The sequence below is a fragment of the Kluyvera chengduensis genome (assembly GCF_044197065.1).
Lineage (GTDB): Bacteria > Pseudomonadota > Gammaproteobacteria > Enterobacterales > Enterobacteriaceae > Kluyvera > Kluyvera ascorbata_C.
The window spans coordinates 295,373-309,240 of record NZ_JBIQOI010000004.1 but is presented as its reverse complement, the minus strand read 5'-3'; the positions used below and the strand labels follow the sequence as shown (position 1 = coordinate 309,240).

Here is a 13,868-nt window from a genome sequence, read left to right as displayed (position 1 = left end):
ATATACCTTCGATGCGCGATTGTCACCCTTTCGGGGGGGTAAAAACCCGGTCGGGAAAACCAAGGTCGCACATTATAACTATTTCGTAGCATTTGGCAGCTAAATACTGGTCTTATCAGGGAAGATTATCAACTGCTATCGTGTAAAGAACGTCTGACTATAAGAGAATTGCGGTAAACCGCACATCTCACGAAACTAGCGCCACCACTGGCGAAACTTCTTATAACGGCAGGCTAAAAGCACGATCGCGATGGCTGCGTAGATAACCGGTTGTGGTGAGATAATCTTTACCGACCACAGGAAATGTATCGGTGCGAGGATCGCGACAAGATAGACGAAGTTATGCAAAAGCTGCCAGCGTCGGCCCAATTTTCGCTGCATTGCCTGGGTAGATGTCACCGCCAGGGCCAATAAAATCAGCCAGCAGGCAAATCCCAGCAGAAGATAAGGACGTGTGGCGATCTCCTGCCCTAATAGCGACAAATTCCGGATACCCAGCTCCAGAACGCTGTAGCTGGTGAGATGGATGGTGGCCCATGCAAAGCACCATAATCCCAGCAGGCGACGGGTGCGAATCAGCAGCGGTTGTTTAGCGTAGCGCGCCAGCGGGGCGACCAACAAGGTCGCCAGCAGTAATTTCAGAGCCATCCTACCGGTAAAATGTTGAATATCCTTCACCGGGTCGGCGCTGAGTAGCCCCTGAGAAACGGCCCAGAACAGCCAGACAAACGGCAAAAAGGCCGCAAGATGCAGGAAAACCTTCAGCCAGGTGACCTGTTTAGCCGTTAAACGCATTAAAAATTCTCCCGCAAATTCATTCCACGATAAAGCGAAGCCACTTCATTGGCATAGCCGTTAAACAGCAGCGTCGGTTGGCGCTGCACGTCGAGAATACCGCCGGAACCGATAAAACGCTCCGTCGCCTGAGACCAGCGCGGATGATCGACATGCGGGTTCACGTTGGCAAAAAAACCATATTCGTCCGGTGCGGCCAGGTTCCATGTGGAGTCCGGGCGCTCGCGGGTCAGCATAATGCTGACGATGGATTTTATCCCCTTAAAGCCGTATTTCCACGGCACCGTCAGGCGGATCGGCGCGCCGTTTTGCGGCGGTAACGCTTTACCATAAACGCCGACGGTGAGTAGCGTGAGCGGATTCATGGCTTCGTCCAGGCGCAATCCTTCTATATAAGGATAAGCAAGACCACCGCCGATAAACCGGTCTTTCTGCCCAGGCATGTGCTCAGGGGAGTAGAGCGTTTTAAATGCTACATACTTCGCGTTGCTGGTGGGCTCAACGGCGGCCAGCAGTTTATGCAGTGGGAAACCAATCCACGGCACCACCATCGACCAGGCCTCAACGCAGCGCATACGATAGATACGCTGTTCCAGCGGGAAGCGTTTGGTTAAATCGTCATGATCGAGCGTTAGCGGTTTTGCGACTTCACCGCCAATGGTGAGCTTCCATGGATCTATGGGGAGGCTCCCGGCGTTAGCGGCGGGGTCGGCTTTATCGAGGCCGAATTCATAGAAGTTGTTATAGCCGGTGACTTTATTTTCTGGTGTCAGCGTCAGTGTGCTCTGCCATTCATCTGGCTTGCTGAACGTCAGCGGTTTTCCTGCCGGGGCTGGCGGGCGGTCGTTACCTTTGAACCAGTCCGTCAGACTGGAGGCGTGCAGTGGAAGTGAGGCGGCAGCGGTGCTGATACCAAGCATCTTCAGCACCTGGCGGCGCTGAAGCATAAAAACAGACTCGGCGGTGACGTCTGCTTCAGTTAATTTACGGGATTTCATGACTTCCTCCGGCAGGCTTTTGTTAAGCATGGCGGAGGAGTCAAATTAACGCGAGTGCGCCTTGAAAAATAAGTGCTTAGTCGATTTTCACCAGGGTGCGACCCTGAATCTGATTACTGATAATTTTATCTGCAAATTCAGGCGCTTGAGAAAGGTTTATCTCCGTTGCGCTCTGCGCGAAGAAGGATTCTGGTAAATCGGTAACCAGACGTTTCCATGCTTGTGCGCGGCGTGCCGCTGGTGTCATCACTGAATCCACGCCTTGTAGACGAACGTTACGCAGGATGAACGGCATCACGGTGGTAGGCAGCGCAAAGCCACCGGCCAGGCCACAGGCCGCGACACAACCGCCGTAGTTCATCTGCGCCAGCACTTTGGCCAGCACTTTATCGCCAACGGTATCGACCGCACCGGCCCAGATCTGTTTTTCCAGCGGACGGGTTTCCGCGAACTCATCGCGACCCAGAATACGGTTTGCCCCCAGCGCGCGAAGGTAGCTATGGGTGCTTTCGCGACCGGACACCGCCGCTACCTGATAGCCCAGCTTATGCAGCAGGGCGATAGCGGTACTGCCGACGCCGCCGCTGGCGCCCGTCACCACGATTTCACCCTCTTCAGGGCGCACGCCCGCATCTTCCAATGCCATCACGCACAGCATCGCGGTGAAGCCCGCGGTGCCGATGATCATCGCTTTGCGTCCATCCAGGCCTGCGGGCAGCGGTACCAGCCAGTCGCCGTTGACGCGCGCGCGCTCGGACAGGCCGCCCCAATGGTTTTCGCCCACGCCCCAGCCGGTCAGCAGCACCTGCTGGCCCGGTGCAAAGCGCGCGTCATCGCTGGCGTGAACCGTCCCGGCAAAGTCGATGCCTGGCACCATCGGGAAGTTACGGATGATTTTCCCTTTTCCGGTGATAGCGAGTGCGTCTTTATAGTTCAGGCTGGACCACTGGATATCGACAGTGACGTTACCTGGCGGCAGCAGACTGTCGTCAACGGTCTTCACTGCGGCGATAGTTTTACCATCCTGCTGTTCTAAGATGAGTGCCTGCATAACCCTTCCTTACATGGACTGATAGTGAAAAAATTTACCGGGGACTATACTCGTTTATCATTATTTGTTGGCGATTTGGCGCAATAAATTGCCAGATCCGCCAGGTTTGGTAGTATGCCGACCTGGTTTGATATGTTAGTGCTTACTTCTGATAGTAATGTACGGACACAGGCGCCCGGCTCTCTGTCGGGGATGATTAACCCACGGAGTTAACACAGGGATGCGATTAACGACGAAGTTCTCAGCCTTTTTTACGCTCTTAACCGGGCTTACCATCTTTGTGACGTTAATTGGCTCCTCACTGAGTTTTTATAACGGCATACAGTACAAGATAGCCAGTCGTGTGCAGGCCGTGGCAACGGTATTGGATAACCGCCTGGTTAACACGCCGTTCGACAAGCTCGACGATCAGCTTGATGAAATCATGGTGCCGCTTGATATCGTCCGTATCGATTTCACGCAGAATGGAAAAACGCTGCTCCAGCATAGCCGTACCAGCAGCTATCTGCCGGTAGGTAGCCACTATCAGTACCGCGAGATGGAAGTCTCGTCACTGAAACATCCCGGCATGAAGATTCATCTGGTCTATCAGGACCCGATGGCTAACTATTTCCGCTCGTTGATGACCACCGCGCCGCTGACCATTACCATTGCCTTTATGGTGCTGGTGGTGTTTATCGCCGTGCGCTGGCTGCGTCGACAGCTGGCGGGGGAAGAACTGCTGGAGCTGCGCTCTATTCGTATTCTTAACGGCGAGCGCGGGCCGAAAGCCAAAGGTAATATCCATGAATGGCCCGCCCGCACCAGTTCGGCGCTGGATATGTTGCTCTCTGAGATCCAGTTTGCCGGAGAACAGCGTAGCCGACTGGATACGCTGATTCGCTCCTACGCGGCTCAGGACTCGAAAACCGGGCTGAGTAACCGACTGTTCTTTGATAACCAGCTTGCGACGCTGCTCGACGATCAGGAAAACGTGGGGTCGCACGGCATTGTGATGATGATCCGCCTGCCGGACTTTGACTTCCTGCGCGACAACTGGGGCCGGGCCGCGGCGGAAGAACATGTCTTTACGCTCATCAATCTGCTTTCCACCTTTATTATGCGTTACCCCGGAGCGTTGCTGGCGCGCTATCGCCGCAGCGACTTTACCGTCCTGCTACCGCATCGCACCTTAAAAGAAGCCGACAGCATCGCCGGGCAACTGCTCAAAGCCATTGATGGACTCCCGCTGGCGAAAATCCTCGACCGTGATGACATGATGCACATCGGCATTTGCGCCTGGCGCGGCGGGCAGACCACCGAGCAGGTCATGGAGCACGCTGAGGCGGCGGTACGCAATGCGGTGCTACAGGGCAGTAACAGTTGGGCGATTTACGATGACTCGCTGCCGGAGAAAGGGCGCGGGAACGTCCGCTGGCGCACCCTGATTGAGCAGATGCTCAGCCGCGGCGGCCCGCGCCTTTACCAAAAACCGGCGGTCAACCTCGACGGCAGCGTTCATCACCGTGAACTGATGTGCCGTATTTTTGACGGTAAAGAAGAGGTTATCGCCGCGGAATATATGCCGATGGTGCTGGAGTTTGGCCTTGGCGAAGAATATGACCGCCAGCAGATTACTCGCCTGATCCCATTCCTTGGTTTCTGGCCAGAGGAAAACCTGGCGATTCAGGTGACGGTTGAGTCGCTTATTCGCCCGCGATTCCAGCGCTGGCTGCGTGATACATTGATGCAGTGCGAAAAATCTCAACGTCGACGGATTATTTTTGAACTTGCAGAGGTAGATGTCTGTCAACATATGACGCGTTTACAGCCAGTCGTTCGTTTAATTCATGCATTAGGCGTTCGGGTTGCGGTAACGCAGGCAGGTTTAGCCTTAGTCAGTACCACCTGGATTAAGCAGCTTGAGGTTGAGCTGATTAAGCTCGATCCGGTACTGGTGCGCAATATTGAAAAACGCAGTCAGAATCAGCTGTTGGTGCAAAGTCTGGTTGAAGCCTGTAAGGGTACGTCGATTCAGGTTTTCGCCGCCGGAGTCCGCAGCCGGGGCGAGTGGCAAGAGTTGACCAAATGCGGAGTTTTCGGCGGTCAGGGTGATTTTTTTGCTGCTTCCCAGCCACTTGACTCAAATGTGAAAAAATATTCGCAAAGATATTCGGTTTGACCTGCTGTTTAACGTGTTTATCACGTAGAATAACGCGCGCGGTTTTTTTCGGGAGTGTGCATGTCTGCTCGCCGGGAAAAAAGACGCACACATGCATGTGTCGACCTTTGACAGGGACAAATCCAGGATGGAGCGGCAGTGAGTATTCCTGCACTGAAGGACTCAGGTTGGATTTGTAACAGAGGTAACGAACTGCACTAATTTTCACCGTTGCAGATGATTTTTGCGCCTTGTCGCTGCTGCGTGTGGTTGGTAAAGTAAGCGGATTTTATTTTTCCGCCCCAGCTTTCAGGATTATCCCTTAGTATGTTGAAAAAATTTCGTGGCATGTTTTCCAATGACCTGTCCATTGACCTGGGTACCGCGAATACCCTGATTTACGTAAAAGGACAAGGCATCGTATTGAATGAGCCTTCCGTGGTCGCCATTCGTCAGGATCGTGCCGGTTCACCGAAAAGTGTGGCCGCTGTAGGTCATGACGCAAAACAGATGCTGGGCCGTACGCCAGGTAACATCGCGGCGATTCGCCCGATGAAAGATGGCGTAATCGCTGACTTCTTCGTCACCGAAAAAATGCTCCAGCACTTCATCAAACAGGTTCACAGCAACAGCTTTATGCGCCCAAGCCCGCGCGTACTGGTGTGTGTACCGGTTGGCGCAACTCAGGTTGAACGCCGTGCGATCCGTGAATCTGCTCAGGGCGCTGGCGCCCGTGAAGTGTTCCTGATTGAAGAGCCAATGGCTGCTGCAATTGGCGCCGGCCTGCCGGTTTCTGAAGCAACAGGCTCCATGGTTGTGGATATCGGCGGTGGTACCACTGAAGTGGCCGTTATCTCCCTGAACGGTGTGGTTTACTCCTCTTCCGTACGTATCGGCGGCGACCGCTTCGATGAAGCGATTATCAATTATGTTCGCCGTAACTACGGTTCTCTGATTGGTGAAGCAACCGCAGAACGTATCAAGCACGAAATCGGCTCCGCTTACCCGGGCGACGAAGTGCGTGAAATCGAAGTGCGTGGCCGTAACCTGGCAGAAGGTGTTCCGCGTGGCTTTACGCTGAACTCTAACGAAATTCTCGAAGCGCTGCAGGAGCCTCTGACGGGCATCGTGAGCGCAGTGATGGTTGCACTGGAACAGTGCCCGCCAGAACTGGCTTCCGACATCTCCGAGCGCGGTATGGTTCTGACCGGTGGTGGCGCGCTGCTGCGCAACCTTGACCGCCTGTTAATGGAAGAAACCGGTATTCCAGTTGTCGTTGCTGAAGATCCGCTGACCTGCGTAGCGCGTGGCGGCGGCAAGGCGCTGGAAATGATCGACATGCACGGCGGCGACTTGTTTAGCGAAGAGTAGTCAGCATGAGGTTCAGGGTAGCCAGAAGGCTACCCTCAATTTCACTGACACGAGAATACGCATAGCCTATGAAGCCCATTTTTAGCCGTGGCCCGTCGCTGCAGATTCGCCTTATTCTGGCGGTGCTGGTGGCGCTGGGTGTCATTATCGCCGATAGCCGTCTCGGTATGTTCAGTCAAATCCGAACGTACATGGATACTGCCGTCAGTCCTTTCTACTTTGTTTCCAATGGTCCTCGTGAACTGCTTGATAGCGTTTCGCAAACGCTGGCTTCACGCGATCAGCTTGAACTCGAAAACCGTGCGCTGCGTCAGGAACTGCTGCTGAAAAACAGTGACCTGCTGATGCTCGGTCAGTACAAACAAGAAAATGCCCGTTTACGTGAGCTGTTAGGTTCACCGCTGCGCCAGGACGAACAAAAAATGGTGACGCAGGTGATCTCAACGGTTAACGATCCCTACAGCGACCAGGTGGTTATCGACAAAGGCAGCGTGAACGGTGTTTACGAAGGCCAGCCGGTGATCAGCGATAAAGGCGTTGTCGGTCAGGTTGTGGCCGTCGCCAAGCTCACCAGCCGCGTGCTGCTGATTTGCGATGCCACCCACGCACTGCCTATTCAGGTTCTGCGTAACGATATTCGTGTGATTGCCGCCGGTAACGGCTGTACTGACGATCTCCAACTGGAGCATCTGCCAGCCAATACCGACATTCGCGTCGGCGATGTGCTGGTGACATCCGGTCTGGGTGGTCGTTTCCCGGAAGGTTATCCGGTTGGCGTGGTATCGTCCGTTAAGCTGGACACGCAGCGCGCGTATACGGTGATTCAGGCGCGTCCAACGGCGGGTCTGCAGCGTTTGCGCTATCTGCTGCTGCTGTGGGGCGCAGATCGTAACGGCACCAACCCGATGACGCCGGAAGAGGTGCATCGCGTCGCCAACGAACGTCTGATGCAGATGATGCCTCAGGTACTGCCGTCTCCTGAGACTATGGGGCCGCAGCTTCCCGCGCCGGCAACCGGGTTAGCCACGCCGCCTGCGGGGACGCCGCCACCACAACCCTCTGCAGGAGGGCAATAGTGGCAAGCTACCGTAGCCAGGGACGCTGGGTAATCTGGCTCTCGTTTCTTATCGCACTGCTGCTACAGGTTATGCCCTGGCCGGACGACCTTATCGTCTTCCGGCCAAACTGGGTGCTGCTCATTCTGCTCTACTGGTCACTGGCGCTGCCGCACCGCGTGAATGTTGGTACGGGTCTGGTGATGGGTGCCATACTTGATCTCATTAGTGGATCAACGCTTGGCGTGCGCGCGCTGTCGTTGAGCATTGTGGCGTATCTGGTGGCGCTGAAATATCAATTGTTCCGCAACCTGGCGCTCTGGCAACAGGCGCTGGTGGTTATGCTGCTCTCACTCGCGACGGATATTATTGTTTTCTGGGCAGAGTTTTTAGTGATCAACGTCTCTTTCCGACCTGAAGTGTTCTGGAGTAGTGTAGTAAACGGCGTGCTCTGGCCGTGGATATTTCTTCTGATGCGTAAAGTTCGCCAGCAATTTGCCGTTCAATAAGGTCGTTATGGTATCTCTCTATCTTGCTTCAGGTTCCCCGCGTCGCCAGGAACTTCTCACTCAGCTAGGCATGACGTTTGAGAAAGTGGTTCCCGGTATCGAAGAGCTGCGTCGCCCACAGGAGCCGGCGCAGCAATATGTGGCGCGCCTGGCGCGAGAGAAAGCGCAGGCGGGCGTTGCGTTAACCCGCCACGATCTCCCTGTTCTGGGTGCCGATACGATAGTGGTGCTTAACGGTGAAGTGCTGGAGAAGCCTCGCGATGAAGCGCATGCAGCCGCGATGCTGCGTAAGCTATCAGGGAATACCCATCAGGTGATGACCGCCGTTGCGCTGGCAGATAGCCAGCACACGCTCGACTGTCTGGTCGTAACGGAAGTGACCTTCCGGATGCTTTCCGAGAAAGACATTGCAGACTATGTTGCGAGCGGCGAACCTTTAGATAAAGCAGGTGCATACGGTATTCAAGGGCTGGGTGGCTGTTTCGTCAGGAAGATAAATGGCAGCTATCACGCCGTAGTCGGCTTACCGCTGGTGGAAACGTATGAGTTGCTGAGTAACTTTAACTCGCTACGTGAAAAAAGGGATACACATGACGGCTGAACTATTAGTAAACGTGACGCCATCGGAGACGCGAGTGGCGTATATCGATGGCGGCATTTTGCAGGAAATTCATATTGAGCGTGAAGCGCGACGCGGAATCGTAGGCAATATCTACAAAGGTCGTGTTAGTCGTGTCTTACCAGGTATGCAGGCGGCTTTTGTAGATATTGGTCTCGACAAGGCCGCGTTCCTCCACGCTTCCGATATCATGCCGCATACCGAATGCGTGGCGGGTGAAGAGCAAAAGCAGTTCACCGTCCGCGATATTTCTGAACTGGTGCGTCAGGGCCAGGACCTGATGGTACAGGTGGTGAAAGATCCCCTGGGGACCAAAGGCGCGCGTCTGACCACCGACATCACGTTACCTTCCCGTTATCTCGTCTTTATGCCCGGCGCTTCGCACGTCGGCGTGTCGCAGCGCATCGAAAGTGAAGCCGAACGCGATCGCTTAAAGAAAGTCGTCGCGGATTATTGTGATGAGCAGGGCGGCTTTATCATTCGTACCGCAGCCGAAGGGGTGTGTGAAGAGGATTTAGCTTCTGACGCCGCCTATCTCAAGCGCGTCTGGACCAAAGTCATGGAGCGTAAGAAGCGCCCGCAGACCCGCTATCAGATGTACGGTGAACTGGCGCTGGCGCAGCGTGTTCTGCGCGACTTTGCTGACGCTCAACTGGATAAAATTCGCGTTGATTCCCGTTTGACCTACGAAGCGTTAATGGAATTCACGGCAGAATATATGCCTGAAATGACCAATAAGCTTGAGCATTACAGCGGCCGCCAGCCTATCTTTGATCTGTTCGACGTTGAGAATGAAATCCAGCGCGCGCTGGAGCGTAAAGTTGAGCTCAAGTCAGGCGGTTATCTGGTTATCGACCAGACCGAAGCAATGACCACCGTTGACATCAACACCGGGGCTTTTGTGGGGCACCGTAATCTTGATGACACCATTTTCAACACCAATATTGAAGCGACTCAGGCGATTGCGCGCCAGCTGCGTTTGCGTAACCTTGGCGGCATTATCATCATCGATTTTATCGATATGAATAATGAAGACCACCGTCGTCGGGTTCTGCACTCGCTGGAACAGGCGCTGAGTAAAGACCGCGTGAAAACCAGCGTGAACGGCTTCTCGCCGCTGGGGCTGGTGGAGATGACCCGTAAGCGTACGCGTGAGAGCGTCGAGCACGTGCTCTGCACCGAGTGCCCGACCTGCCACGGGCGTGGTACGGTGAAAACCGTTGAGACGGTATGCTATGAGATTATGCGTGAAATCGTGCGCGTGCATCACGCTTATGACTCCGATCGCTTCCTGGTGTACGCGTCTCCATCCGTGGCAGAAACGCTGAAAGGCGAAGAGTCTCACGCACTGGCAGAAGTGGAAATTTTTGTCGGCAAGCAGGTAAAAGTCCAGATTGAACCGCTCTATAACCCGGAGCAGTTTGATGTGGTTATGATGTAATTACGCAGCCTGCTGCGACCCAAGGAGAGATGCGTGAGGCGATTGCCGGGGATTTTACTGCTCACCGTTGCCACACTGATTGTCGTTGTCGCGCTGCTGGTGAGCGGCCTGCGTCTCGCCTTGCCACATCTGGATAAATGGCGCCCTGAACTGCTGAACAGAATCGAAGCGGTTACCGGGCTGCCGGTTTCCGCCTCGCAGATACACGCCAGTTGGCAAAACTTCGGCCCGACGCTGGACGTACGCGATATCCACGTTGCGATGCACGACGGCGGTAAACTGTCTATCAAACGTGCTTCCATGGCACTGGATGTCTGGCAAAGCCTGCTGCACATGCGCTGGCAGTTTCGCGAGCTGACCTTCTGGCAACTGCAAATTCATACCAATACGCCACTACAGAGTAACGACAGCGGCGACGGCCTGAAGGGCGATCGCGTCGGCGATCTGTTCCTGCGCCAGTTTGACCACTTCACCCTACGCGACAGCCATCTCAGCTTCCTGACGCTCTCTGGCCAGCGTGCTGAACTTGCCATTCCGCAGCTCACCTGGGTCAACAATGACAACCGTCACCGCGCCGAAGGAGAGCTTAGCCTCTCCAGCCTCACCGGGCAGCACGGGGTGATGAAAGTTCGTATGGACCTGCGTGATGAAAATGGTCTGCTGAACAAAGGACGTTTATGGCTCCAGGCCGATGACATCGACGTGAAGCCGTGGCTCGGCCAGTGGATGCAGGATAACATCGCGCTGACCAGCGCTCGCTTTAGCCTTGAAGGCTGGGCCTCGCTGGATAAAGGCGAAATCGCCAATGGCGATATCTGGCTGAAACAGGGCGGCGCCAGCTGGCAGGGCGACCAGCAGGAGCACCATCTGGCAGTGGATAATCTCACCGCGCACCTGTCGCGTGAGAAAGAGGGCTGGGAGTTCCGCATTCCCGATACCCGTATCACGATTGACGATATACCGTGGCCTCGCGGTGCGCTGGCGCTGGCGTGGATCCCGGCGCAAGAGGTCGGTGGCCCGAACAATAAACGCAGTGACGAACTGCGCATTCGCGCCAGTCATCTCTCACCGGCTGGCTTAAACGGCTTGCTGCCGATCGCTGAAAAACTCTCCCCCGACGTCGCCGACATCTGGCGTACCGCTCAGCCTGCTGGCATGGTTGATACGCTGGCGATTGATATTCCGCTTCAGGACACCGGCAAAACCCGCTTTAACGCGAGCTGGAATAACCTCGGCTGGAAGCAGTGGAAACTGCTGCCCGGCGCGGAACATGTCTCCGGGTACATTGCCGGTAGCGTAGAAAATGGTTCACTGCACGTCGCGATGAAAGACGCGAAGATGCCGTACGAACACGTCTTCCGCGCACCGCTGGAGATTGCCAACGGCGTGGCGACGCTGAACTGGGTCAATGACGACAGAGGCTTCATGCTCGATGGCCGTGATATCGATGTCACGGCGACGGGCGTTCGTGCCGCGGGTGGTTTCCGCTATCTGCAGCCGAAGGACGACCAGCCGTGGCTGGGGATTCTGGCCGGAATCAGCACCGACGATGGTGGGCAGGCGTGGCGCTACTTTCCTGAAAACCTGATGGGGAAAGCGCTTGTCGACTACCTGAGCGGTGCCATCAAAGCGGGTAAAGCGGAGAACGCCACTCTGGTTTACGGGGGCGACCCGCACCTGTTCCCGTACGAGCATAACGAAGGGCAGTTCCAGGTCTATGTGCCGCTGCACGACGCGACCTTTGCCTTCCAGCCGGACTGGCCGGCGCTGACCAACCTGAATATCGAGCTTAACTTTATCAATGCGGGCCTGTGGATGAAGGCGGATAAAGCGGCGCTCGGCGGCGTGACCGCCAGTAACCTGGATGCGTCGATTCCAGACTACGCCAAAGAGAAGCTGCTGATTGATGCCGATATTAACGGTCCAGGTAAAGAAGTTGGTCCGTATTTCCAGCAGACGCCGCTCGATAAATCCCTTGGCGCGACCCTTGAAGAGCTCCAGCTTGATGGCGATGTGAGCGCTCGCTTACATCTTGATATCCCGCTGGACGGCGAGCTGGTGAAGGCCACGGGCAACGTCGCGCTGAACAATAACAGTCTGTTTATCAAACCGCTCGACAGTACGCTGCATAACCTCAAAGGCCGCTTCAGCTTTGATAACGGCAACCTGACGAGCGAGCCGCTGACCGCCACCTGGTTTAATCAACCGCTGAACGTCGATTTCACCACCAAAGAGGGCGACAAGTCCTATCAGGTGGGCGTCAACATGCAGGCGGACTGGCAGCCAGCGAAAACGGGCGTGCTGCCAAAACAGCTTAACGATGCGCTCAAGGGCAGCGTACCGTGGAAAGGGAACGTCGCCATCGAGCTTCCTTATCAAGGCAGCGCAACCTACAAGGTTGGAATCACCAGCGATCTGCAAAACATGAGCAGTAGCTTACCGTCTCCGGCGGATAAAGCGGCGGGGAAATCACTGCCGGTTAAGCTCAACGTCGATGGGAATCTGCACAGCTTTGATCTGACCGGCAACGTGGGGCCGGATAATCATCTCAATAGCCGCTGGCTGCTGGGGAAAAAGCTCACGCTTGAGAGCGCTATCTGGGCCTCGGACAGTCGTACAATTCCGCCACTGCCGCAAACGTCGGGCGTGGAGTTGAATATGCCGCCGATGGACGGCGCACAGTGGCTGGCGCTGTTCCAGCACGGCGCGGCCGACGGCGTAAGCTCTGCAGCCGCCTTCCCGCAGAACGTGACGCTGCGTACGCCGTCGCTGACCTTTGCAGGCCAGCAGTGGAATAACCTGAGCGTGGTGTCCCAGCCAACGGCGGATGGCACGCGGATGGAAGCCCAGGGACGTGAGATTAACGCCAGCCTGACGATGAAAAATAACTCGCCGTGGCAGGCTGTCGTTCGTTACCTCTACTACAATCCGTCGGCTAATCCGCTGGCGCAGACCGCTGCAACTGGCCCGTTGAGCAGCGCCGCGAGCAGCAGCGCGATAGATTTCCACAACTGGCCTGATCTTCAGCTTCGCTGCGCCGAATGCTGGCTGTGGGGGCAGAAATATGGCCGTATCGATGGGGACTTCAACGTGAAGGGCGATACCCTGACGCTGGCGAACGGGCTGGTGGATACGGGCTTTGGTCGCTTAACCGCCGATGGCGTGTGGGTGAACTCACCGTCAGGGCAGCGCACCTCGCTGAAGGGGAAAATTCACGGTAACAAGATTGATGAGGCTACGGCTTTCTTCGGGGTTTCAACGCCGATTCGCGATTCTTCCGTCGATGTAGACTACGATTTACATTGGCGCGATAAGCCGTGGCAGCCTGACGTGGCGTCGCTGAACGGTATTTTGAAATCGCACGTTGGCAAAGGGCAGTTTACCGATCTTTCCACGGGCCATGCCGGACAGCTGCTGCGTTTACTGAGCGTCGATGCACTGCTGCGTAAGCTGCGCTTTGACTTTAGCGACACCTTCAGCGAAGGCTTCTACTTTGATTCCATTCGCAGTACCGCGTGGATCAAAGACGGTGTGCTGAATACCGATGATACGCTGGTTGATGGTCTGGAAGCCGATATCGCCATGAAAGGGTCGGTCAACCTGGTGCGCCGTGAGCTGGATATGGAAGCCATCGTCGCGCCGGAAATTTCGGCGACGGTCGGCGTGGCGACGGCTTTCGCGGTGAACCCGATAATTGGCGCGGCGGTGTTTGCTGCGACCAAAGTACTGGGCCCGCTGTGGAACAAAGTCTCTATACTGCGTTATCGCATCACCGGCCCGATTGATAAGCCACAAATTAACGAAGTGCTGCGCCAGGCGCGCAGCGACAAAAAGCCATGATTTGACGCAAGCCTTGAATTGCCTCAATCTCATAAGACAAACACCCGGA

General features: G+C 55.6%; 10 protein-coding genes. 7 read left to right on the top strand and 3 right to left on the bottom strand.

Annotated features, from left to right (window positions below; translation table 11 throughout):
• Nucleotides 1-195 precede the first annotated feature (195 nt).
• The 3 genes from msrQ to acuI all read right to left on the bottom strand — a co-directional run bounded on the left by msrQ (nt 196) and on the right by acuI (nt 2,844).
• Nucleotides 196-795, bottom strand: coding sequence for a protein-methionine-sulfoxide reductase heme-binding subunit MsrQ (gene msrQ, locus ACH1XZ_RS14060; RefSeq protein ID WP_395596043.1), 600 nt, complete (start codon nt 793-795; stop codon nt 196-198).
• Nucleotides 795-1,793 (bottom strand): protein-methionine-sulfoxide reductase catalytic subunit MsrP, encoded by a 999-nt coding sequence (msrP, locus tag ACH1XZ_RS14055; protein WP_395596042.1) that lies wholly within the window; start codon nt 1,791-1,793, stop codon nt 795-797. The genes msrQ and msrP overlap by 1 nt, the downstream gene beginning before the upstream one ends.
• A gap of 76 nt (nt 1,794-1,869) precedes the next feature.
• A complete protein-coding gene (gene acuI, locus ACH1XZ_RS14050; RefSeq protein ID WP_395596041.1) occupies nt 1,870-2,844 on the bottom strand; it encodes an acrylyl-CoA reductase (NADPH) in 975 nt (324 codons plus the stop codon).
• A gap of 220 nt (nt 2,845-3,064) precedes the next feature.
• Here acuI and csrD point away from each other — a divergent pair, with 220 nt between their 5' ends.
• The 7 genes from csrD (at nt 3,065) to yhdP (ending at nt 13,819) form a co-directional block, all read left to right on the top strand.
• A complete protein-coding gene (gene csrD / locus ACH1XZ_RS14045; protein WP_395596040.1) occupies nt 3,065-5,005 on the top strand; it encodes an RNase E specificity factor CsrD in 1,941 nt (646 codons plus the stop codon).
• A gap of 306 nt (nt 5,006-5,311) precedes the next feature.
• A complete protein-coding gene (gene mreB, locus ACH1XZ_RS14040; RefSeq protein ID WP_000913396.1) occupies nt 5,312-6,355 on the top strand; it encodes a rod shape-determining protein MreB in 1,044 nt (347 codons plus the stop codon).
• 68 nt (nt 6,356-6,423) lie between these two features.
• Nucleotides 6,424-7,431 (top strand): rod shape-determining protein MreC, encoded by a 1,008-nt coding sequence (mreC, locus tag ACH1XZ_RS14035; protein WP_035891216.1) that lies wholly within the window; start codon nt 6,424-6,426, stop codon nt 7,429-7,431.
• Nucleotides 7,431-7,919 carry a rod shape-determining protein MreD gene (mreD, locus tag ACH1XZ_RS14030; RefSeq protein WP_185669794.1) on the top strand — a complete coding sequence of 163 codons (489 nt, stop codon included), beginning with the start codon at nt 7,431-7,433 and terminating at the stop codon, nt 7,917-7,919. The genes mreC and mreD overlap by 1 nt, the downstream gene beginning before the upstream one ends.
• A gap of 7 nt (nt 7,920-7,926) precedes the next feature.
• On the top strand, nt 7,927-8,520 hold the full coding sequence (locus ACH1XZ_RS14025) for a Maf family protein (RefSeq protein ID WP_395596039.1): 594 nt from the start codon (nt 7,927-7,929) through the stop codon (nt 8,518-8,520).
• Complete coding sequence (gene rng / locus ACH1XZ_RS14020) at nt 8,510-9,979, top strand: ribonuclease G (RefSeq protein ID WP_035891210.1); 1,470 nt, start codon at nt 8,510-8,512, stop codon at nt 9,977-9,979. The genes ACH1XZ_RS14025 and rng overlap by 11 nt, the downstream gene beginning before the upstream one ends.
• A gap of 33 nt (nt 9,980-10,012) precedes the next feature.
• Nucleotides 10,013-13,819, top strand: coding sequence for an AsmA2 domain-containing protein YhdP (yhdP, locus tag ACH1XZ_RS14015; RefSeq protein ID WP_395596038.1), 3,807 nt, complete (start codon nt 10,013-10,015; stop codon nt 13,817-13,819).
• The last annotated feature ends 49 nt before the right edge of the window (nt 13,820-13,868 follow it).